This is a genomic window from Mycolicibacterium aichiense (assembly GCF_010726245.1).
GTDB lineage: Bacteria > Actinomycetota > Actinomycetes > Mycobacteriales > Mycobacteriaceae > Mycobacterium > Mycobacterium aichiense.
In genome coordinates this window covers 5,496,747-5,519,244 of sequence record NZ_AP022561.1, presented here as the reverse complement: position 1 = coordinate 5,519,244, position 22,498 = coordinate 5,496,747, and the positions used below count along the sequence as shown (strand labels likewise).

At 68.9% G+C, this 22,498-nt stretch carries 19 protein-coding genes; 5 read left to right on the top strand and 14 right to left on the bottom strand.

What is annotated here, in order from left to right:
• The first annotated feature begins 114 nt into the window (after positions 1–114).
• The gene (locus G6N32_RS26440) at positions 115–2,619 is read left to right on the top strand and encodes a hypothetical protein (RefSeq protein WP_115318196.1); all 2,505 of its coding nucleotides are present in this window, start codon (positions 115–117) and stop codon (positions 2,617–2,619) included.
• A gap of 53 nt (positions 2,620–2,672) precedes the next feature.
• Here G6N32_RS26440 and G6N32_RS26435 read toward each other — a convergent pair whose 3' ends face one another.
• On the bottom strand, positions 2,673–3,302 hold the full coding sequence (locus G6N32_RS26435; RefSeq protein ID WP_172507231.1) for a TetR/AcrR family transcriptional regulator: 630 nt from the start codon (positions 3,300–3,302) through the stop codon (positions 2,673–2,675).
• Positions 3,303–3,440, bottom strand: a complete 138-nt coding sequence (locus G6N32_RS28525) for a hypothetical protein (RefSeq protein ID WP_170310609.1) — start codon at positions 3,438–3,440, stop codon at positions 3,303–3,305.
• A gap of 266 nt (positions 3,441–3,706) precedes the next feature.
• Here G6N32_RS28525 and G6N32_RS26430 point away from each other — a divergent pair, with 266 nt between their 5' ends.
• Together G6N32_RS26430 and G6N32_RS26425 are read left to right on the top strand one after the other, a co-directional pair.
• Positions 3,707–5,536: an acyl-CoA dehydrogenase gene (locus G6N32_RS26430; protein WP_115318198.1), complete on the top strand. Its 1,830-nt coding sequence runs from the start codon at positions 3,707–3,709 to the stop codon at positions 5,534–5,536.
• 20 nt (positions 5,537–5,556) lie between these two features.
• Entirely contained in the window at positions 5,557–6,015 is a 459-nt protein-coding gene (locus G6N32_RS26425; RefSeq protein WP_115318199.1) for a MaoC family dehydratase, read from the top strand.
• Between the two features lie 58 nt (positions 6,016–6,073).
• Here G6N32_RS26425 and G6N32_RS26420 read toward each other — a convergent pair whose 3' ends face one another.
• On the bottom strand, positions 6,074–7,546 hold the full coding sequence (locus G6N32_RS26420) for an aldehyde dehydrogenase (RefSeq protein ID WP_115319001.1): 1,473 nt from the start codon (positions 7,544–7,546) through the stop codon (positions 6,074–6,076).
• A 41-nt stretch (positions 7,547–7,587) separates the two neighbouring features.
• A complete protein-coding gene (locus G6N32_RS26415; RefSeq protein WP_115318200.1) occupies positions 7,588–8,364 on the bottom strand; it encodes a class I SAM-dependent methyltransferase in 777 nt (258 codons plus the stop codon).
• A gap of 123 nt (positions 8,365–8,487) precedes the next feature.
• Between G6N32_RS26415 and G6N32_RS26410 the strand changes: the two genes are divergently transcribed.
• On the top strand, positions 8,488–9,645 hold the full coding sequence (locus G6N32_RS26410; protein ID WP_172507232.1) for a glycosyltransferase family 4 protein: 1,158 nt from the start codon (positions 8,488–8,490) through the stop codon (positions 9,643–9,645).
• 66 nt (positions 9,646–9,711) lie between these two features.
• Here G6N32_RS26410 and G6N32_RS26405 read toward each other — a convergent pair whose 3' ends face one another.
• From G6N32_RS26405 to pgfA, 7 genes are all read right to left on the bottom strand, one after another.
• A complete protein-coding gene (locus G6N32_RS26405; RefSeq protein ID WP_115318201.1) occupies positions 9,712–10,254 on the bottom strand; it encodes a TetR/AcrR family transcriptional regulator in 543 nt (180 codons plus the stop codon).
• Positions 10,238–10,684, bottom strand: a complete 447-nt coding sequence (locus tag G6N32_RS26400) for an SRPBCC family protein (RefSeq protein ID WP_115318202.1) — start codon at positions 10,682–10,684, stop codon at positions 10,238–10,240. The genes G6N32_RS26405 and G6N32_RS26400 overlap by 17 nt, the downstream gene beginning before the upstream one ends.
• Positions 10,685–10,730: 46 nt before the next feature.
• Positions 10,731–12,425, bottom strand: coding sequence for a diol dehydratase reactivase ATPase-like domain-containing protein (locus tag G6N32_RS26395; protein ID WP_115318203.1), 1,695 nt, complete (start codon positions 12,423–12,425; stop codon positions 10,731–10,733).
• Positions 12,426–12,427: 2 nt separating this feature from the next.
• Positions 12,428–12,763 (bottom strand): diol dehydratase small subunit, encoded by a 336-nt coding sequence (locus tag G6N32_RS26390; protein ID WP_115318204.1) that lies wholly within the window; start codon positions 12,761–12,763, stop codon positions 12,428–12,430.
• Positions 12,760–14,979: a propanediol/glycerol family dehydratase large subunit gene (locus G6N32_RS26385; RefSeq protein ID WP_115319003.1), complete on the bottom strand. Its 2,220-nt coding sequence runs from the start codon at positions 14,977–14,979 to the stop codon at positions 12,760–12,762. The genes G6N32_RS26390 and G6N32_RS26385 overlap by 4 nt, the downstream gene beginning before the upstream one ends.
• A 119-nt stretch (positions 14,980–15,098) precedes the next feature.
• A complete protein-coding gene (locus G6N32_RS26380; protein ID WP_115319004.1) occupies positions 15,099–16,832 on the bottom strand; it encodes an MmpA family trehalose lipid delivery protein in 1,734 nt (577 codons plus the stop codon).
• Between the two features lie 8 nt (positions 16,833–16,840).
• Complete coding sequence (pgfA, locus tag G6N32_RS26375) at positions 16,841–18,040, bottom strand: cell envelope lipid trafficking protein PgfA (RefSeq protein WP_115318205.1); 1,200 nt, start codon at positions 18,038–18,040, stop codon at positions 16,841–16,843.
• 170 nt (positions 18,041–18,210) lie between these two features.
• On the opposite strand from pgfA, the gene G6N32_RS26370 reads away from it, so the two are divergent.
• Entirely contained in the window at positions 18,211–19,389 is a 1,179-nt protein-coding gene (locus G6N32_RS26370) for an acyltransferase family protein (protein ID WP_115318206.1), read from the top strand.
• Between the two features lie 8 nt (positions 19,390–19,397).
• Here the strand turns inward: G6N32_RS26370 and G6N32_RS26365 are convergent, their stop codons facing one another.
• The 3 genes from G6N32_RS26365 to G6N32_RS26355 are packed head-to-tail and all read right to left on the bottom strand — an operon-like array spanning position 19,398 to position 22,443.
• Entirely contained in the window at positions 19,398–19,763 is a 366-nt protein-coding gene (locus G6N32_RS26365; protein WP_115318207.1) for an STAS domain-containing protein, read from the bottom strand.
• Positions 19,760–20,818 carry a cobalamin B12-binding domain-containing protein gene (locus tag G6N32_RS26360; protein ID WP_115318208.1) on the bottom strand — a complete coding sequence of 353 codons (1,059 nt, stop codon included), beginning with the start codon at positions 20,816–20,818 and terminating at the stop codon, positions 19,760–19,762. Before G6N32_RS26360 ends, G6N32_RS26365 begins: the two co-directional genes overlap by 4 nt.
• Positions 20,815–22,443 (bottom strand): PP2C family protein-serine/threonine phosphatase, encoded by a 1,629-nt coding sequence (locus G6N32_RS26355; protein ID WP_115318209.1) that lies wholly within the window; start codon positions 22,441–22,443, stop codon positions 20,815–20,817. The genes G6N32_RS26360 and G6N32_RS26355 overlap by 4 nt, the downstream gene beginning before the upstream one ends.
• Positions 22,444–22,498 lie beyond the last annotated feature (55 nt).

The following is a 22,498-nucleotide window of genomic DNA, read 5'->3' as shown; positions in this document are numbered from 1 at the left end:
AACGCCCATCTGCGGGCAAAATTCCGAAATACCTGCTGCAGGGGTGAGGGTTCGGTAACTTCCCTGTAACGGGCGGGGGCACGGGGTTCTCGCATGAAACGGGCGAGGAATCAGATGACCGTGCGCACTTTGTCGCAAAGCACCGACCACACCGAGGCCTCCACATCCGGCTACGCCCGTTGGGTGGGCCGGGTCGGCGTGCTGGCGGTTGCTCTGGGTGTGGGCGCCGCCTCGGCTGCCCTGCCGGTTGCCGCGGCGGATACCGGCGGTGCGGGCGGCTCCGGCGGTTCGGGTTCGGGCCGTTCCTCGACCGGTTCGTCCCACGCAAGCGACGACTCGTCGGCGAAGGGTTCATCGAAGGCAGGCACCGCGCGCAGTGCCCCGCGGCACCGCGTTGCCAAGCCGTCGGCCTCGGCGGGCGGTTCCGACTCGACGCCATCGGTCAAGAACGAGACTCCGGCAGCGGCCGCCGCGCCCGCGACCGATTCACCGAGCCCCGCGGCCAAGTCGACCGCACCCGCTGCCAAGGCGGCCGGTGTGTCGTCGCCCGGAGCGGCCGCGATGGCCGCGCTGGCGGGCAACCCGATCACTGACTTCATCCGGATGTACGTCGGCAACGGCACCGCCGACCATCCCAACGCCGGCATCCTCTTCGGAAACGGCTACAGCTACACCTCGGCCTCCTGCACCGGCACCACTGCGTGCAACGGCGGCAACGCGGGCCTGTTCGGCACCGGCGGCAACGGCTTCAACGGCGGCAACGGCGGCGCAGCGGGCTGGTTCGGCACCGGTGGTAACGGCGGAGCGGGTGTGGCCACCGTCAACGGTGGCAAGGGCGGCAAGGGCGGTGCCGGTGGCCTGATCACCGGCAGCGGTGGCGACGGCGGTGCGGGCCTGGCCGGCAGCGGAGCCGACGGTGGCGACGGTGGCAGCGTCGGAGGCTTGTCGGTCAGCGGCAGCGGCGGTTTCGGCGGTGCGGGCGGATCCGGGGTGACCGGTTCGACCGGTGCCACCGGCGGCGCAGGCGGCAAGGGCGAGGCCGGCGGCAAGGGTGGCGCGGGCGGCAAGGGCAGCATGATCTTCGGATCCGGCGGTGGCGGCGGCGCCGGCGGTAAGGGCGGCACCGGTGGCACCGGTGGCACCGGCGCTGACGGCGTGGACGGCGTCAGCGCAGCCGGTAACGGTGGAGCCGGTGGCGAAGGCGGTGTCGGTGGTGTCGGCGGCGCGGGAGGCGCGGGCGGATTCTTGTTCATCTTCGGTTCCAGCGGTGCCACCGGCAGCGGCGGCGTCGGCGGCACTGGCGGCACGGGCGGTGCCGGTGGTGCAGGTAAGGGCCTTCTGGCCGACGGCTCGACGCAGGCCGGCGGTAATGGCGGCACCGGCGGCAAGGGCGGAACGGGCACTGCCGGTGCGGCATTCGGCACGGGCGGTGTCGGCGGTGCCGGCGGTGCCGGCGCCAGTGACGGTGTCGGAGCCACCGGCGGTAAGGGCGGCTCGGGCGGCAAGGGTGCTGCGGGCACCGCGGCTGCGGCCGGCCTCGGCGGCGGTGGTGGTGGCGGTGGTGGCGGCGCCCACGTCGAGGGCCTCAACGGTGGCGCGGCTGCCGGTACTGCCATCGGTGGCGCCGGCGGTGCCGGCGGTGACGCGACGACCGTGGCCGGTGTCGCGGGCGGCAAGGGTGGTGGCGCCAGCATCGTTGCGGACGGTCTGCTGGGCTCGGCGTCCGGTACGGCCACCGGTGGTGCCGGCGGCAAGAGCGGTGCCGGGGGTGCCCAGGGTGGCGCAGGCGGTGCCGCGGGAATCCAGGCCGGCCCGAACGGCACGGCGTCCGGAAGCGCCAAGGGCGGCAGCGGCGGTGACGCCACCGGCGCAGGCAGCGTCGGCGGCGACGGCGGTTCGGCTCAGCTGCAAGCGGGCGTTCTCGGCGCCAACTTCGGCCTTGTGAGCGGCAGCTCCACCGGCGGCAACGGCGGTGCAGCCAGCGGCGGCGGTACCGGCGGTGCGGGCGGTGACTCCTCGGTCACGGCCGCAGGTCTCGTCGGCTCCGCCATCGGCATCACGTCCACCGGCGGCAACGGCGGTGCCTCCAGCGTGAACGGCAAGGCCGGCGGTGCCGGCGGCGACTCGACGGTCACCAGTTTCTTCGCCACCATCACCGGCGGCTCGGCGATCGCCGGCAACGGCGGCGCCACCAAGGGCGCGCTCGGTGGTAACGGTGGGTTCGCGACGCTCCTCGCCCCGGATGCGGCTGCCGCGGGTACCGCGATCGTGAACGGCACGTCGACCGGTGGCAACGGTGGTGACGGCGGGGCCAACGGAACCGGCACGAACGCCGCGGCCGGTGGTGCCGGCGGCACCGGCGGCAACAGCACCTTCGAGCTGTCCGGCGGTCAGACGTCGACCAACGGTGTCAATGCGGGCGGCAACGGCGGTGCCGGTGGCAAGGGCACCAACAGCGGTACCGGCGGCACCGGAATCGGCGGCGCCGGTGGCGACGGCGGCAACGGCGGCAACAACTCGGGAGTTCTGGGTGTCGGCACGAACGGGACGAACGGTGGCGATGCGCAGGCCAACGGCACGCCGGGCACGGCGGGCACCGACGGGACCAACAATCCCTGATCGTTAGTTGGAAACCAACGGGCACAGCCATTTCGGCTGTGCCCGTTGGCCATTCAGGGGTTCAGGGTCGGTACGCCGAACTTGGTCACGAATTCCTTTGCCTTGATCAGGAATTCCATCTGTGCGGCGACGTCATGAAGGGGCTGCAGGCTGCGCACCGAGCGGCACAGCACCACGGCCCCCTCCATCGCGGCCAGGGTGGTGTCGGCCAGTGCGCTGGCGTCGGCGGCGTCGAAGCCTTCCCGTAGGTAGGCCTGCTTGGATGCCTCGCGCCAGCGGCTGAAGATCCGGCCGGCGACTGCGGTGAGCTGTTGTTCGTCCTCGCCGGACCCGATGGCGGCGGCCAGCACCGGACACCCGGCGGTGTAATCGCTTGTGATCAAGGCGTTTTCCCAGAGTTCGACGAAGCGGCGCAGCAGCACTCCGGCGTTCTCGCAGGCGGCCTCGTCGATGCTCTCGGTGATCACGTAGCCCGCATACTCGAGCGCCTCACGCAGGATCTGGCTTCGGCCTTCGGGAAAGTGGTGGTAGACCGAACCGCGCGGCGCACCGCTGCGGGCCAGCACCTCGTCGATCGTCACGCCGGCCGCGCCACGTTCGCGCAGCACCTCGGCGGCGCTCACCAGCATCTTGGTGCGGGTGGAGCCGCGGCTTTTTCGATCGGTTGGCGGGGTCCGGGTCATTCAGGCGGCGGGGGTCTGACGGAACTGGCTGGCCCGCCACGCCAGCGCCCGAGCTCCGCGGCCGAACAACTGCCTGCGCTTGTCGGGTACCTCGCGCGTGAACCGGTGGCCTGCGATGTTCAGCTCGATCAGCCACATGGTTTCTTCTCCTTGCGGGGGCAGGTCTGGAGACCAACTCCATAACTATGCTTACGACCATAAGATAAGAGCGCGGTGAGTGCAACCCAATGGTTGACGCCATCGTTAACGGCAGGCAAACGGCCACAAACGAACCGAAGCGGCGATGCGCCGACGTGCAGTTATATGGTTCGGACCATATTTCGGGGCGCTGGCTGAACAGCCTGATCAGCGCAGGTGAACCGAGCTAGGCTCGGGCTCAGCCGGCGATGAGGAGGACGCACGCGATGAGCCACTACAAGAGCAATGTCCGCGACCTCGAGTTCAACCTGTTCGAGTTCCTCGACTTGGAGAAGGTGCTCGACGACTATCCCGATCTCGACGCGGACTCGATCCGCGAGATGCTCAACGAGGCTTGCCGCCTGGCTGAGGGGCCGGTCGCCGAATCGTTCGCCGAGACAGATCGGCATCCGCCGACCTTCGATCCCGGCACCCATGTGGTGACGCTGCCGGAGCCGTTTTGCACGTCGATGCGGGCCTGGCAGCAGGGTGAGTGGTTCCGTATCGGGTTGTCCGAAGAGGTGGGCGGTGTCCCGGCGCCGGCGATGGTCACCTGGGCGATCGACGAGCTTGTGCTGGGGGCCAACCCGGCGGTGTTCATGTACATGGCCGGGCCCATCATGGCCAACATCGTGTTCCACATCGGCAATGAGCAGCAGAAGCACTGGGCGACCCTGGCCGCCGAACGCAACTGGTGCGCCACCATGGTGCTCACCGAGCCGGATGCCGGCTCCGATGTCGGCGCCGGTCGCACCAAGGCGGTTGACGCCGGCGACGGCACCTGGCACATCGAAGGCGTCAAACGCTTCATCACCAACGGCGACACCGGCGACTACTTCGAGAACATCCTGCACCTGGTGCTGGCCCGCCCGGAAGGCGCCGGACCCGGCACGAAGGGTCTGAGCCTGTTCCTGGTGCCCAAGTTCCTGCTCGATCCGCAGACCGGCGAACCAGGCGACCGCAATGGCGTCTACGTCACCAACCTCGAACACAAGATGGGCCTGAAAGCCTCGGCCACAACCGAACTCAGCCTCGGACTGCACGGCACCCCGGCGATCGGCTACCTGATGGGCGATGTCCACAACGGCATCGCCCAGATGTTCAAGGTCATCGAGTACGCGCGAATGTTCGTCGGCACCAAAGCGATTGCCACGCTTTCCACCGGCTACCTCAACGCGCTGGAGTATGCCAAGACCAGGGTTCAGGGCGCCGACATGACCCAGATGACCGACAAGACGGCACCTCGGGTGACGATCATCCACCACCCCGATGTGCGCCGTGCCCTGATGACGCAGAAGGCGTACGCCGAAGGTCTGCGCGCACTCTACCTCTACACCGCCGCGCATCAGGATCCCGCAGTGGCGCAGATTGTTTCGGGCGCTGATGCCTCGATGGCCGAGCGGGTCAACGACCTGCTGCTGCCCATCGTCAAGGGTGTCGGATCCGAACGCGCCTACCAGTGCCTGACCGAGTCGCTGCAGACGTTCGGCGGGTCCGGCTTCCTGCAGGACTATCCGATCGAGCAGTACATCCGCGACGCCAAGATCGACTCGCTGTACGAGGGCACCACCGCGATCCAGGCCCAGGACTTCTTCTTCCGCAAGATCGCCCGGGATCAGGGTGGGGCGCTTGGCCACGTCGTCACCCAGATCGAGAAGTTCATCGACAGCCCAGACCCGCGACCGGAGTTGGCCGACGCCCGCACATCGCTGGCCGACGCGCTGGACAATGTGCGCGCGGTCGCGACCGTGATGACCGGCTATCTGCTGGGAGCCCAAGAGGATGCTCGTGAACTCTATCGGGTGGGTCTGGAATCGGTGGGGTTCCTCCTCGCGGTCGGCGACCTGCTGATCGGCTGGTTCCTGTTGCGCCAGGCCGAGATCGCGCTGCAGGCACTCGACGGTGACCCGGATCCGCGCGAGCAGGATTTCTATCGAGGCAAGGTGGCGGTGGCGAAGTTCTTCGCCGGCAACGTGCTGCCCCGGTTGGCCGCCGAGCGCAAGGTCGCGGAGTCGATCGACCTGGCGATCATGGACCTGCCCGAAGAGGCGTTCTGACTCTGACTATGGTGTGCCCCATGAAGGTGATCACATCCATCGACGACGCGGTGTCCGCGGTCGGTGAGGAACTCGGCGTCAGCGACTGGCTGCAGATCGATCAGAAACGCATCAACGACTTCGCCGACGCCACCGGGGACCATCAGTGGATCCACGTCGACGTCGAAAAGGCCAAGGCCGAAAGCCCTTACGGCGCACCGATTGCGCACGGCTTCCTGACGCTGTCGCTGATCCCCGCGCTGTCCAAGGACAACTTCCGCCTGGAGAACGCCAAGATGGCGATCAACTACGGACTCAACAAGGTCCGGTTCGTCGCCGCCGTGCCGGTGGACAGCAGTGTGCGGGTGCGCTCGGAACTCGCCGGCGCCGACAAGGTCGACGACAGCACCGTCAACCTGACCGTCAAGCACACCATTGAGATCGACGGTGTCGACAAGCCCGCCGCCGTCGCCGAGATGATCGTCCGCGCGCTCTTCTGAGCAGACACGAAGAAGCCCCGACACGCTCGCGCGTGCGGGGCTTCTTCGGGTGCGGAGACTATTCGGGGGTGTACCCGAACGGCAGCAGCACGCTCTTGGCCTGGGTGTACGCCTCGATACCCTCGGGCCCGTTCTCCCGGCCGATGCCGGAGTTCTTGTAGCCACCGAACGGCGAACCCGGATCGAACGCGTACATGTTGACCGCGTAAGTGCCGGTGCGGATCTGGGCCGCGATCTTCATCGCCTTGTCGTTGTCGGTGGTGTAGACCGAACCGGCCAGACCGTAGACCGAGTCGTTCGCGATGCGGACGGCGTCCTCTTCGGTCTCGTAGGGGATCACCGCCAGGACGGGTCCGAAGATCTCCTCCTGCGCGATGGTCATCGAGTTGTCGACGTCGGCGAATACCGTCGGCTGCACGAACCAGCCGCCGTCGAGCCCCTCGGGACGCTCACCACCGGTGACCAGGCGGGCGCCTTCTTCGACGCCCTTCTTGATGTAGCCCTCGACCCGCTCGCGCTGCTTCTCGCTGATCAGCGGGCCGATCATCGCGCCGGGGTTGTCGGGCAATCCGATCGGCATGGCCGCGACGGCGGCGGACAACTTCTCCACAACCTCGTCGTAGCGCGACCGCGGCGCCAGGATGCGGGTCTGGCCGACACAGGCCTGCCCGCAGTTCATCAGTCCGGAGAAGACCAGCATCGGCAACGTCGAGTCCAGGTCGGCGTCCTCGAGGATGATCGCGGCCGACTTGCCGCCCAGCTCCAAGGTGCACGGCTTGAGCTTCTCGGCGGCGATCTTGGCGATCTCCTTGCCGACCCCACTGGACCCGGTGAAGGTGAACTTGTCGATCTCAGGGTTGGCGGTCAGGGCGCGGCCGGTCTCCGGGCCACCGGGCACCACCGAGAGCACACCCTCCGGCAGACCGGCTTCGGCGAAGACGTCGGCCATCGCGAACAGCGACAGCGGGGTCTCCGCGGCCGGCTTCACGACGATGGTGCAGCCGGCCAGCAGCGCGGGGCCGAGCTTGTTGGCGGCCAGGAAGAACGGGACGTTCCACGCGGTGACGGCGGCAACCACGCCGATCGGCTCGCGCAGCACCATGGTGGTGCCGTAGACACCGTCGCGGAAGTCGCGCCAGGTGAACTTGTCGGCGGCACCGGCGAAGTACTGGAACGACGACATCGCGGCGCCGTACTGCATCATGTCGACGATCGTCGGCGGCTGGCCGGTCTCGGCGGCCAGCAGGAACTTGAACTCCTCGGCGCGCTCTTCGAGGATCTTGACGGCGCGGGCCAGGATCTCGCCGCGCTCGGTGGGCGACATCTGCGGCCACGGGCCCTCGTCGAACGCCTTACGGGCGGCGGCGCAGGCGGCGTCGACGTCGGCCTTGCTGGCCAGCGGCACCTTGCCCACCAACTCGCCGGTGGCAGGGGAATGCACTTCAATGACCTCAGCGGTGGACGGTTCGGTCCACTTGCCGCCAATGAACAGCTTGTCCCATTCGGTCTTGAAAGCCGTGCTCTGTGTCATGACCGTCACATTACCTACTGAAGACAGAAACTAGAACCTGTTCATTTCGGGCGAATCGGTGGCTGTAGCACCAGCACCAGGTTGCTCACCAGGAACTCCCGTACGCCGGCCAGGCCGGTCAGCCCCCAGGCCCATCGCGGGTGGTAACGCGGGAATGCCGCGACCAGGGCTCCGGTGCCCGCCGCCCAGCGCAGGCCGGCGGCAGCGGACACGGCGAACAGCGACGACCCGTAGTTGTTCTTCGGCGGGTGGCCGTGCTTGCGGGTGTAGTGGGCAGCCGCCCGGGCCCCGCCCAGGTAGTGCGTGAGGCCCATCTCGTGGCCGCCGAACGGCCCGAGCCACACCGTGTACGACAGGATCGCCAGCCCGCCGGGCCTCGTCACGCGCAGCATCTCCGCTCCCAGCTGCCACGGGCGCGGCACGTGCTCGGCGACATTGGACGACAGGCACACGTCGACACTGCCGTCGGCGAACGGCAATGCCATGCCGGAAGCCCGGACGAACGAGCCGGGACCGGCCTGCCGGACCTGCTCGGCGGCGTGCATCTCGCTCGGATCCGGTTCCACGCCGACGTAGTTCCAGCCGGATCGGGTGAACGCGGTGGCGAAATAGCCCGGCCCGCCGCCGACGTCGACCAGCGTGTGCCCGGCCACCGGACCGTTGACGGCCTGCCACAGGTCGGTGACCATATCCGCGGTGTCGGCGGCCAGGGCGCCGTAGAAACGGGCCGGGTCGGACTGTTCGTAGCGGAATTCACTGAGCAGCCGCGTCGATCGGCCCAGGGTCGCGCGCCGGGCGAACAGGTCGGTGACGGCCATCGACTCACCCTAGCCACGCGCCGAAATTCACCCTCGCCAGAGTTGAAACTGACGCTGCGCAGAAAAAGTTCGAGTGCGCAGCTGCAAAACGTGAAACTCGACCGGCGGACTAGGCTGGCGGCGATGTCCACACCCGTTCGCTCCGTCCTGCTGTTGTGCTGGCGGGACACCGGCCACCCCCAGGGTGGCGGCAGCGAAACCTACGTCCAGCGCATCGGCTCGCTGCTGGCTGGGTCCGGCATGGACGTCACCCTGCGCACCGCCCGCTACCGCGGCGCTCCGCGTCGCGAGATCGTCGACGGCGTCCACATCAGCCGCGGCGGTGGACCCTACAGCGTGTACATCTGGGCGGGGCTGGCCATGGTCGCCGCGCGCCTCGGCCTCGGACCGCTGCGCCACGTGCGTCCCGACGTCGTGATCGACACCCAGAACGGGGTGCCTTTCCTGGCCCGGCTCGCCTTCGGCAGACGGGTCGCGGTGCTGGTGCACCACTGCCACCGTGAACAGTGGCCGGTGGCCGGTCGCTTCTTCGGCCGGCTGGGCTGGCTGGTCGAATCATGGCTCTCGCCGCGCATGCACCGGCACAACCAATACGTCACGGTCTCCCTGCCGTCGGCGCGCGACCTGTCCGACCTCGGCGTCGATACCGGACGAATCGCGGTGGTGCGCAACGGTCTCGACGACGCTCCGCCGGAAACCCTGACCGCGCAACGGTCCTCGACACCCCGCGTCGTGGTGTTGTCACGGCTGGTACCGCACAAGCAGATCGAGGACGCACTAGATGCGGTGGCCGAGCTGCGGCCCCGCGTCAACGGCTTGCATCTGGACATCGTCGGTGGCGGCTGGTGGCACGACCGCCTGGTGGAGCGCGCCGAGCACCTCGGCATCTCCGATGCGGTCACCTTCCACGGTCACGTGGATGACCACACCAAACACGCTGTTGTGCAACGATCCTGGGTGCACGTGCTGCCGTCGCGCAAGGAAGGCTGGGGCCTGGCCGTCATCGAGGCCGCCCAGCACGGCGTGCCGACCATCGGCTACCGCTCTTCGGGAGGTCTCACCGACTCGGTGATCGACGGAGTCACCGGTGTGTTGGCCGACGATCACCACGACCTGGTGGATCGCCTGGAGCGCCTGCTGTCAGATCATGTTCTGCGCGACGAGTTGGGCGCCAAGGCCAAGACTCGCAGCCGGGACTTCTCCTGGCAGCAGAGTGCCGATGCGATGCGCACGGTCCTGGAGTCGGTGCACGCCGGCGGCCGGGTCAGCGGCGTCGTCTAGTAACACGGCAAAACTCACTGCTGATTCCCCGGTCCGTCGGGTTCGGGTTACTGGCCCCGAAGCCGTTTAACGCGAGCTATTTTCGCGCGCGCCGATCAGCTCTATGAAGTGCCGTGCCGCCGCATCGACACCGGCGTCGTCGTTGGTGCCGGCCAGATCCAGCAACAGGCCACGCATCACCGCCAGGCCGAGCCGGGCCGCTGCGGGTTCACCTGCGGACTGGGTCAACGAGAGCCAGCGATCGACGGCGGCGGGCAGCATGGTCATGAACGGCGACTCACCCTGTGCCCCGCGCGCATAGCACTCGAAGAACAACCGCTCGAGCGCGCGCAGTTCGGGCCGCCGCAGATGCTTCCACATCGCGGCGAAGCCCGCGCCGTCGGCCATCACCTCAGTCAGCATCGTCATCTGCCGCCGCTCCACCTCGTCGACGACGGCCAGCAAGAGCTCGTCACGAGAGCCGAAGTGATGCAACAGCATTCGGTGACTGGTCCCGACTGCGTCGGCCAGCTCCCGCAGTGACCGGCCGCCGACACCGTTCGCAGCGCATTCATCGACCACCGCCTCCAGCAGCTCCCGGCGCCGCCGGAGGTCAGGCGTTCGAACCACGGAGTTTCTGCAATCCTTCGCTGTGCGCCTTCAGTCCCTGCGCCTCCATTTCCAGGTAGCGGCGCGTCATCCGTTGCATCAGCACCCCGACCACCGACCCGACGATGCCGCGTTGGATTAGTTCCTGGCGCACCAGCGTCCCGCCGTCAGGGGTCGGTACCACCTCGTGACGGGCCGATGTGAGCCCGCCGGGGGAACGTTGGATCCACGTCCACGCCACACCGGGTTCGATTTCGGTCACCGTCCAGACCAGCTTGGGCATTCGTGGTTGCGTGATCTCGAAGCGTCGTCCGACCGCGAGTTGCGCACCGTCGAGGCCGTGCAGCCGGTCGACCGATGCGGTCCAGTCCGGCCAGTGTTCGACGTCGGTGAAGACGTCCCACACCAGATCCACGGGTGCGTGGATGTTGATGCTGCTCGAATTCAGCATGTACCAGATGGTACATCTTTGGGCGGGCGACTGACCAGAGCCCGGCTCAACCGCCGTCGGCATGAAGGTGGACCAACCCCGAGGCGACGGCATAGCGCGGCCCGTGCACACCGTCGACGTTGGCCCGGCCGACAGCCACCGGAACCGAGCGCAGCGACTCGCCTACCGTCCGCAGCAGTTCGTCGTCGAGAGCTCCGCCGCCGGCCAGCACCAGCGCGACAGGCGGCTGGTCGAAAGCTTTCAGGCAGCGCGCGATGTTGGCGGCCACGGTCTGCTGCTTGACCGCCAACCGCAGGCTGCGCCACTCCTCGGCGGCCAGCCGGTTGGAGAACGGGACCAGCCCGGCACTCCCGCGGGTGCACAGCCGGCCGATCGCTTCGGGCGGGGCAGGCGCGTCGAGAAACACCCGGCGGCCGTCCTCCTCGTGAGCGATGTGCGGTCCCTCCACCCGGATCGCCGGTGAACGCTTGACCTGTTCGGCCAGCGCCCGCGGAACGCCGAGGGTCGCCGCGACCGCGGTGGTGATGGCTTCGCCGGCACCGGCAGCCACCACCTCCTGGTTCGCGCCGATCAGGTCGATGGTCCCGCCGCCGATATCGCAGACGATCGAACCCGGCGGCAGATGAGGGGTGGTGTGTGCCCCCCGCGCGGCCGCACGCGGCTCCGACGCGATGGTCCGCGCCGGGCGTTCGCACAGCTCCGCCAGGGTGGCGGCTGCGTCGGCCACCTCGTCAGCGGCCAGCAGCGCGACCACCGTGCCGCTGGTCTCGGCGACTCCGCGGCGCAGCCACGCGCCGTCATCGATGGCCTTCAGGCTGGTGAAGTAGGCGTCGTCGACCGCGATTCCGGATGCGGCCGAGGCCACGGCGGCCAGGCGCACCGCCACCACGGTGCCGGGCGGCCGGACCCGCAACAGACTTTCGGCCTCGGCGGGCGAATAGCGCCGCACGACGCCGTCCACGCGACATTCCGCATAGTCGTCGCCGGCGGACGGCGGCTCGGGCTCTCCGTCACGCAGAGTCACCGCGATGGCCGGTGAATCCGCCAATTCGCGAGTGAACTCGGCAATCTGGTGAATGTGCTCGTGCGCCACCCCCAACGCCGCCGACAACGCGAGCGGGTCGGCCAACGCCCGATACGACCGCCCCTGCGCCACCACCTCGATCGCCACCGGCGCGCCCGGTCGCAAACCGGCGAGTTCGACCTCGTCGACGACCGGGATGCCTGCGGGTATCCGGTTGGCGATCAGCACGGCTTCGTCGCGCTCGACGATCACCCCGGCGATGTGCCATCCCCGCTCGACAGCTCCGCTGATCTCCCGGGCCGCGACCTCGAAATCGACTGACGCGCTGACCGATACGATCGCCTGACCGGCCACCACCGGACCGGTGACGTCGGCCAGCGGCACGTGCACGCCCACGGCTGATCCCGCCCCGGCCGGCGTGCTGGCGCTGGGCCGGCGCAGGCTGCGCACCGGGCAGTGCGGGGGTGTCGGTGGTGGCAGTGGTGCGGTTGCGGTATCCACCGGACGCAATACCGACAGCACCACCTCGTCGACCGTGCACTCCGCCTGCACCTCGAGTTTGTGTAGCAGTGCTGCCGCGCCGGCCAGGGATTCCCGAGATCCCTTGCGCCCCCGGGTCGGTGCCTGCCCGTGGCATACGGGGTGCACTGAGCCAGAGGAAGTCCGGGCGATGACGATCTCGGTGGTGTGGTTTCCGACGTCGATTCCGGCCACCACGCTCAACGCAGTAGACCCCTGCGCTGGTAGACCGCCGCGGCGTGACGCACCAGCTCCGCACACCGGGTCGCGCCGCGCGCCTCCAGGGCGGCTACGAGTGCGTCCAGTTCCGCCGCCGTCGACCGGTGCGGTCGCAGTGCCTCGTAGAGCTTCATCACCTCGTCGTCGCCCATTGTTGCCAATTCGGCTGCACGAAGAAAGTTCTCGGCCAGTTGCGGATTGCCGCCGGCCGCGGCGACGTCAGCCTGGTGCGCCAGTGCAGCAGGCTCCATCCGCAGATCCGCCAACGTGAGCTTGCCGTCGACGGCGGCGGCCACGGTGAAACGATCCTCGGTCATGCTCGCCTCGCTTCGACCGTCATGGCTGCTTCGCCCGGTTCACAGGCTTCACGCTCCAGGGCGACCAACGCCACCGCCCTGGCGTGATAGCGCGCCGATATCGACTCGTCGGTGCCGCCGGTGAAGATCGGTACCGGCGCCATGCCCTTGGCGTGGCGAGCGGCGTTCTTACCCAGCTGGCGATACATGTCCGCGTCCAACAGCGGTGCCACACTGAACAGCTCGAGATTCGCCAGCGGTGCCAGGTCTCGTCGATGGATCAGAGCAGTGCCCTTGCCCTGCAAGCCGATTCCGATTCCGGATCCGGACAGCTTGGCGGCGGTCAATCCGATCAGCCCGACGTCGATGGTCGATCGAACCCGGACCAGCCGGGCCACGGCGCCTTCCTCTTCCAGCCCGGCTTCGATCTGCCGCAGGACCTCACCGACGGTCAGCCCGCACAGGGTCAGCCACACGCTGCGCCCCAGTGCCGGCGACAAACCGATGCACACCTCGCGCGGATCGCTGCCCTGCCTGGCGGTCTCGACCGGGGTGAACGTGATGTGGCCGTGGTGGTCGGCTTGATCGGCGGTCAGCTCCGCCGTCGTCCTGGCCTGCCGGATGTCGTCGATCTCCGCTCGCCGCTGCTCCGACAAGGTGTAACCCGTTCCCGGGCCGGCATAGTCGTTGGGATCGGTGAGTTTGGACAGCACGTTGAAGTCTTGGTCGAAGATGGCCGATGTCTGGAGCTGGTCGCCGCGCAATCGCTCGGCGGTCAGCCGCATGATCGACTCGGCCTCCGGTTCGAAGCCGGTGCGGTGCAGCGCGGCCACGACGTCGAAGACCGTCAGCTGGCGAGCCTCGATCGCGGCCGCCGCCTCGGCGACCATCTTGGGATGCCCGGCGGGTAGGTCGCGAGATCCGTTGGCCACCACGACTTCGTCGACGCGAGCATCGTCGTAGTCGGCAAGGCCGAGATCCCGGTAGACGGCTTGCACCGCCGTGGCCGCACGCCTGCGCACTCGCGCGAGGTGCTCGGCCGATACCGTCCGCAGTCCGCCGTCGGCACCCCAGTCGCGCTGCAGCACCAAAAAGTCGTCCATGTCGTCGGAGTTGAAGTTCGACAGCGCAAAGGCGTTGTCGTAGCGGGGAATCGAGCCAAACCCGGAGAAGATGAAGTCCGCCCCGGCGAGTAGGACGGGCAGGGTGTGGGCGCTGCGGCGGATGTCGGACTCGGAGATCAGGTTGTCGTTGCCTGCGCAGGACTCGAGGTCGCGCAGCATCACCATCAGATTCTCGGCCAGCAGCTCTTTCATCCCTTCGGGGACCGACGCCACCACACCGACACCGTCGATCCCGCCGTTCTGCACGCCCTGCGACCCGAGCGCGCGGGCCAGCGACACACACCGCGACTCCAGGTACAGGATCGAACACTTCTCGGCCGCACCCATCAGGACTTCGGCCCCGCCACCGCTGGTCACCCGCATCTTCAGCCCGCGCGAGGCATAGGCCGAGGTGAGAATGGCCTTCGAGAACGGGGTGTCGTCACCGTCGACGAACACCTGCTCGGTCCCGTAGATCGAGATGGTCTCGGCGTAACTGGTCAGCCCGCGCAGGCCCAGCCGCAGCTCCAAGGCTTCCTCGATCGAACACTGGGCCAGCGCCCCTGGAACACCGACCTGGCTGCCGATCAGCAAGGCGACGGCATTCGACGGGGCGTCACCGAGCACCGGCACCGTCGTCTCGACTTCCCGGAAGCCGTAGGCCACCGCGCTGGCCGCATCGGCGGCGATCAGCAGCGGATCGTCGAGCTGGTTGGTGACGTGCGCCTGATTACTCGGCGTCCGTCGTGCGCGCATCTTGGCCATCGCCATCTGCATCTCGACGGGCGTCATCACCGCGACCACTCTGGCCAGCTTCGCCGGAGTGGTCCCGCCGATCAGGCGCACCACCTCGGAGCGGGGCACATTGACGTCGACGGCCATCCGGGCCAGCACGACGTCGTCGAGCTCCATCGCCTCACCGGCCGCCTCGAGGTCGATCCCGTGCCGGGCGATGAACTCGTCGATGACGTCGAACTGGCTCGCGGATTTTCCGTCCAGCTCGACCACGACACCGTCGCGTACCACCAGCGACGGCGCCGGGTCGTGCGGGCTGTGCATCGCGGCCAGGCCAAGAGTCGGGTCGGCCACGCTGAACCCGTCCAGGTTGACCGCTTTCGCATCGAGGATCCGCATCCGACCTTGGTCGAGATCTTCGGGGCGGGAAACAACCTCGTCGTCAAGTCCGGCCATACTCTCCGTCATCCTCGTTCCCGCGCCGCGAATCGCTTTGTCCTCGAATACGATACGGGCGATCAGGGCGCAGCGTCGGGGGTCGCCGAAGTTGGCCTACGCCGTCGGCGCACCGCGCTGAACGCAGCCACCGCCCCGGCGGCGCCCAGCGTCAGCAGCCACGCCAGGTGGGCAGCGAACACCGCGAGCCGCGCTCCGGGTGTCGCACCGACGCTCGTACCCCCGACGCGGTACAGCGCGAGCTCGCCGTCGCGGTAAACCATCGGCAGCCGCGCCAAGGTCCGCTGCGCGTTGCCGGTCGTGCCCGCGCTGCCCGATTCGACCACCACCCAGCCCACCCCGGCGCCGGCGAGGGACTCGGGGGAGCCACCGGCGAGCAGCATCCGCTGCACATCGCGGGCGTGGCCACCCTCACCGGGCACGGTGTGCCCGGAGATGGTGAGGTCGCCGGTGGCGAGCACCTCGGCACGCACCCAGCGCGGCAACGGATCGAGCACCGGCGCCGCACCGGCCCATGCGAATTGGCGCATGCTGTCGGCAGGTAACACCGCGACGTCGGCCGGGTCGGCGTCGATCAGGCTCGCGACCGCCGCCCAGGCCGGCGGATAACGCACCGGCGTGACTTTTCCCCAGACGCCGAAGGCCAGATCGGGCAGCACAGCGACGAGTGCCACGATGCCCACCGCCGCGGTGGCGCCGGGCCGCAGCCGGCCGCGCAAGGTCACCACTGCCGCCGCGGCAGCGACCGCATAGCCGGGCATCGCCAGCGCAACCCACTTCTGCCCGTCGCGCAGGATCCCGACCGCGGGCACTGCCTCCACCACGTCACGCAGCGCCGCGAGCCCCGGCCCGGTGGCCGCCGCGGCGGGCAGCAACACGCCGATCGCGGCAAGCACCAGCAACGGCAGCACGGACCGGCGCCGCAGTACCGCAGGCAACCCGATGGCCACCACACCCAACAGCACCAGAGTCGCGGGCAGCGCGAAAAGAATTGTGCGAGAAGAGGGAACAGCCTCGGCGTTCCAGATCCCGCCGAGCCCCGCCAGGCTGCCGAGGGTACCCAGGCCCGGCTCTGCCCGAGCCGCGAACGCCGTCACACCAGGGGAGGGCGACGAGCCGAGCCCGTCACCCAACGCCGACGCCGTCAACCACGGTGACGCCGCGAGCAGCACTGTCGTCAGCACCCCGGCTGCGCACCAGGGCCGCGACGTTCCCGTCCCGGGAACCGCGACACATGCCAGCGCCACGACGGCGGCCAGCAGCAGCCCGGTCGGCGTCAGCCCGGCCAGCGCGATCCAGAACACCACCGCCGCCCACCGGGCCACGGCCGCGTCATCCCGCAGCCGGATCACCGCGGTAGCCACCCACGGCAGGCAGCCGTACCCGACCAGCAAGCTCCAGTGCCCCTGGAGCAGCCGCTCCGCGACATAGGGATTCCAGACTGCGAGCGTCGCCGCCATCAACTGCCCGCATATCCCGGCATCCGGAACCAGCTCGGCGGCCAACCGTCCGGCTCCCCAGCCGGCCAGGAAGATCCCGGCGATCACCAGCGCCTTCACCACCACGCCGCCGTCGAGCACCGGCGTCACGAGGGCGAGCAGGAAGTCCTGCGGGAGTGCGCGGGGCGCCGACTCACCCAGACCCAGTGCTGCATCGGAGAAATACGACCGCGGCGTGGACACCGCATCGCGCAACAACAGATAGCCGGGCGCCAGCAGCGGCGCGGTGACCGCCAGCGCCAGTAGGAGTGCGTACCCCGGCACCACCCACCGGACGGCCCGGCGCGCCCGGGTCACGGGCGTACTCACCGCTGTGGCGGCGGGGGCTCCAGGTCCGGTCTGGCCGCGGGCAGCTTCTCGGTGGCCGCCTCGGCGGCCGGCATCGGTCCCGTCTCGTCCTTGCCGAAGAAGCCGTGGTCGGCGGTGTCCAGGCCGGGGTCGATCAGCGCCGACTCGGCGCGCAGGCTGAACGTGCCCAGCAGCGCGCCGCCGACGAGCGCCACCAGACCGGCGGCGGTGAAGCTGATCGGCAGCACCCGCGACCACAGTCCCACCCGGTCACGCTCGTCGCGGGCGGAGGCCACCCGGGACTCGATGGTCTGCTCGGTGGAGGTGACCTTGTAGTCGGCCAGCTCCATCTCCGGGCGCAGCGCGTCGCGGGCGTAGTAGTGGTTGGCGTGCTCGGTGGACTTGACGATGACGCCGGTCACCGGGTCGACCCAGAAGGTGCGCTGCGCGGCGTAGTAGCGGGTCATGGTGACCGGCTCCTCCGGCGGCCCGGGCAGGCCCCACAGCTCGGCCCGCGCGGTCACCTCGCCGTCCTCGTTCTTGTCGTAGAGCGAGGCGTACTTGATCGGGTCGACCAACTTGCCGTCGGCGTCATAGCCGACGTTCTGGGTGAACCGGTAGGTGGTCAGTCCGTTGACGTCTTCCTGGCCGTCGTAGTTGGCGTCGAAGGCCTTCTGCGCGATCGGGTCGAAGAACGGATAGGTCTTCTTCTCGGTGTCGAATGGGAACCGGTAGGCCAGGCCGTCATGGGGCAGCGCGATGTTGGTCGGCGGCTTGTTGTCCTCGACTGTCCGCGGCTTCTGCACCGAGCCGCCCGGATGGGTGTCGTCGGACACCGCCATCGCGGTGCTGCGGTTGACCGTCACGGTGTCGACCATGGCCAGCAGCAGTCCGTTGTCCTGCTGCTTGTCGCTGCGCCGCACGCTGGTGCCGGCCTGCAGCGTCACCACATCGGCGTTGGCAGGCGATTCGACGGTGATCTGTTGCTGGGAGACCAGGGGGACGTTCTTGTCGACGACGAACTTCTCCCCCAACAGCGACGCCGGATCCAGCGCGCTACCCGTGCCATCGCTGACCAGAGTCTCGTCGATGTTCAGCGGGATCTTCTTGATCTTGCCGGAGGTGTAGGTCGTCAACAGCAACGCGGCGATCAGGAGGGCGGCTCCGAGCCCGATGATGCCGAATGCCGCGATACGCACCATGCCTGCGCGATTCACGCTGCCGTGGCCTCCTCACTGCCGATCGTGCCGCACCCCGCCTGACGACGAAGCAAACCGGTTCGACCCTAACAGCCCAGCCCAAGGCACCGGTTCATTAGGAGGTCGCCACCGCAGGCCAGGTGTACCCACTTTCGCGGAGGACGCGTGTCCGGCGCACACTGGCACTCATGACGACGGAGGCGGAGCGGGTCGGAGGCACCCGCGGCTTCCTGCCCGCGGTGGAGGGCATGCGCGCGTGTGCCGCCATGGGAGTGGTGCTCACTCACGTCGCGTTCCAGACCGGCACCACCGGCGCCGTGGTCGGACGCCTGCTGCACCGCTTCGACCTGGCTGTCGCGGTGTTCTTCGCGCTCTCCGGTTTCCTGCTGTGGCGTGGACACGCCGCCGCGGCCCGGGGACTGCGCCACCGCCCGCCGACCGGGCACTACCTGCGTTCACGGCTGGTGCGCATCATGCCCGGATATGTGGTGGCGGTCGTCGTCATCCTGACGCTGCTGCCGGAGGCCAACCACGCCAGCTGGACGGTGTGGTGGGCCAACCTCACGCTGACCCAGGTCTATGTCCCGCTCACGCTGACCGCGGGGCTGACCCAGATGTGGAGCCTCTCGGTCGAGGTGAGCTTTTACCTCGCGCTGCCGATCCTGGCGTTTGCGGCCCGACGGTTGCCGGTGCGCGCACGGGTGCCGGTGATCGCGGCGGTCGCGCTGGCCAGCCTCGGCTGGGGTCTGCTGCCGATTCACACCGTGCAGGGGGTCAACTTCCTGAACTGGCCGCCGGCCTACGCCTCCTGGTTCGCCGCGGGCATGCTGCTGGCGGAGTGGACGGTCAGCCCGCTGGGCTGGGCGCACAGACTGGCCCGGAACCGCTGGGCCATCACCGGTATCGCGCTGACCGCCTATCTGATCTCGGCGTCACCGCTGGCCGGTCCGAAGGACCTGGTTCCGGCCACACTGGGGCAGTTCGTGATCCGAACGTCGATGGGGGCGATCGTCGCCGGTGCGCTGCTGGCACCGCTGGTGCTCGACCGGCCCGACACCGGCCACCCGATTCTGGGCAGCCGGTTCATGGTCACCCTCGGCCGGTGGTCCTACGGGCTGTTCGTGTGGCATCTGGCGGCACTGGTGATGGTGTTCCCGATGGTCGGCCGGTTCATGTTCAACGGCAACCTGATCGTGACGCTGGTGTTGACGCTGGTGCTGGGCTTCGCGATGGCGGCGGTCAGCTATGCCCTGATCGAATCCCCGTGTCGGAATGCGTTGCGGCGCTGGGAGTATCGAGGTAAGGAACCGGTGCCGCCGCTGGACAGTTCGGTCAGCGATGCACCGGAACCGGCCGTCGCGCACTGACCGGGGCGTCAGCCGACGGTTTCGTCCTGCGTGCCCTCGGACGATGATTGCCCGACCTCGGGCCGCGGCTCGGTGAAGTGCGCCAGCAGCCCGGTGACGTCCAGGATCCGGTCGAGCTGCGACGGGCGGTGGTCCAGGTGCAGCCGGACATCGGCCTCGGCGGTGTGGCGCTCGATGACGATCAGGGCCGCCAGGCCGGCGGAGTCGCAGAACGTCACGCCGCCGAAGTCCAGGTGCAGGTGCCGGAGTCTGCCGTTGTCGGCCAACAGTTCGGACACCGTGTCGAGGAGCTGCGGCGAGGAGACGAAGTCGAGGTCTCCGGACAGGCGGACGCACGCCGACTGCGGAGTGTCGGTGGTCAATGTCAGGTTCATGGCATCAGTGAGGGGTCGGTGGCCGGTTGGGCCAGGGTGCTCAGGGCATTACACAGGATTCGTCGGGCACGGGGAAAATCGTGGAGCCGGACGGCCAGCACCTCCAACGACCGCGCCAGCACCAGGGCCGAAACCCCACGCGCGGTCAGTATCCCGGCAGTCCAGGCGATGAACCGTTCGAACAGCTCGTCGTCGTCGGTGTAGAGGGCGGCGGCCAGGAAATCGACGGTGTGGGCGACGTCGACAGTCGCGTTCTGACGCTGAAAATCGCTGTAGGACTGCATATCCGGGATGCAGTGCGTCAGCTCTGCCACGGTGGCGCGGACCAGTTCGGCGGCCGTCTCGTTGACGAAGGTGTACTCCTGGTCGGCCAGGTGCGGAAGACCGAAGTCGAACTGCTGACCACCAAAGGTCCGGGCAGGACGCAGCCCGCGACGGAGGACATCGGCCGCCCCGCGAGCATCCGGTGCCCAGCCGTCGGCGCCGAGTTGGAAGGCATAGCGACCTTGGGGGCCGAAGGCGGCGCCGCCGGCCAACACGGAGACACCGGCTGCTTGGCACGCGGTGATCGCTGCGTGCGCGAGCGGAAGACGGCTGGGGATCGAGCAGGACAGCGCGACGGCGTCGGGGCCGTGCCGATGCAGGTGGGCGATCAGGTGTGGGGTGGGGACCTGGGCGCCCAGGAAGTCGACCCGCCATCCCCGCAGCCGCAGAACCTCGGCGAGCAATCGGGCCGGCAACACGTGCCATTCGCCGTCCACACAGGCCACCGTGACGCGGCCGGCTTCCTCATCGCCGCGGTGTGCCGGGTGGTGGGCCAGCGTCGCGATCACCCGGTCGTTGATCGCGGTCGCGGAATGCTCCTCGGTCACCGAGAGCCGGTTGGCCGCCCACTCCGCGCCGATGCGGCACTGCACCGGCGCCACCACGTCGAGCAGAACGTCCTCGGGTGTCATCCCGGCATCGATGGCCGCCAAAGCCGTTGCCGCCGCGGCATACTCATCGCCGGCCAGAACGGCGGCCCAGAGCTGATCCTGGACGGTCGCACTGATCACGCGGTGTACCGCCCGGCGGTGTGCCCGTCGACGGCGGACAGATGGTTGCGGCGCGGGGCGGTGATGGCGACCGCGGCGATGTCATCGTGCGGTAACCGGTCCACCCACTGCGAGGTCAGCATCATGATCCGTTCGACCACTGCTTCGGCCGGCATCCCCGCGCACTCGGCGAACGCCGCCGCCAGTCGCTCCTCGCCGTACAGGTCGGTGCCCAGCGGGCCGCCCCGCGCTTCGGTGATGCCGTCGGTGTAGAGCAGGCATGTCTCGCCGGGCGCCAGGGTCGTCTCGAATGACCGCGCCCGGAACGTGGGAAGGGCGCCGACGAGCATGCCGCGAGTGTCCGCGGTCTCGACCGTGCCGTCGCTGCGCGCGATCAGCGGCGCCGGATGGCCCGCGCAGGTCAACCGCAACCGCAGCTGACCGTCCACGTGGGAGATCGAGGCCAGCACCATGGTGGCGAAGCGGCTGTTGTCCGGTGAGAGCAGAGCGCTGTTGAGCAGTTTCAACACGCCTTCGTGGTGTTCGGCCAGCGGAGCCAACGCCTGCAGGGTGTTGCGGATCTTGCCGGTCAGCACCGCGGCTTGCAGACCCTTGCCGCAGACATCGCCCAACACGACGAGTGTCTCGGCCTCGGGAGTGGCTGCGGGATGGACGTCGTAGAAGTCACCGCCGATCAGGTGGTGGTCCTCGGATGCCCGATAGCGTCCCGCGAGTTCGAAACCGTGCATGCGGTGCAGTTGCGGCGGCAACAGATCGCGCATCAGGGTGTGGGTGATGTCGGACTGTTCGGCGTACAGCCGCGCCGCCGACAACGCGGTGCCCGCCCTGGCGGCGAACAACCTGGCCAGAAGTTCCTCGCCTTCGCTGAACGCGGCGTGGGTGGTCCGGCGCAGCAACACCAGTGCGCCCGCCGGGATGCCGTGGCCGGGCAGCGGAGTGATGACGATCGAACCGACGGGTCCCTGGAAATTCTGCGGGACCATCCACGCCGGGATGGTCGCCGGATCAATCCAGCGCGACGGGACCGGAGGAAATCCGCGCAACGCCTCGCCGAGCCCGGACACCGCAGCGGGATCGGCCTCGACGTGTCGTTGTTCGACTTCGCCGTCCTGGCCGGTGCAGAACACCGGAAGCACACCCGCCGACAGGGGGCCGACCACGACGGCGGCATCGGCCAGGTGCCGGGCGGCCATCCGTGCTGTCGCCGCCATACACCGCTCGACATTGAGCGAGACGGTCAGCACGGCGGAGGCCTCGTCGAGGAATGCGGCGTGCGTGCGTTCCCGGTGCAACGCGGCTTCGGCTCGCTGCAGCGAGCGGTGCGGGTCACCGATCAGCCACCACGCGATGTGGCCGCCCGGCAGCACCGTGGGCTGCGCGTCGAACTCGCGGTCCTCCAGCGACCTGGGCACCTGCCCGCTCTGCCGGCTGCAGAGGTCGACAAACCACGACGGCGCGTGACCGGCCAGTGGCGCTCCGACAACGGCGTCGGGCAGGACCGAGGCGGCTGCGGAACTCATCGCGGTGACGATCCCGCAGTCGTCGACGACCACGACGGGGTGCGGCACCGCGGCCCAGGCCTCCTCGACGGACGACTCGACGACGAGTGGGCTGTCGTTGTCCATCGTGCCTCCGGCAGTAGCAGGTGTTGCGCTCCCACCGAAGTCACGCAGTACCGCG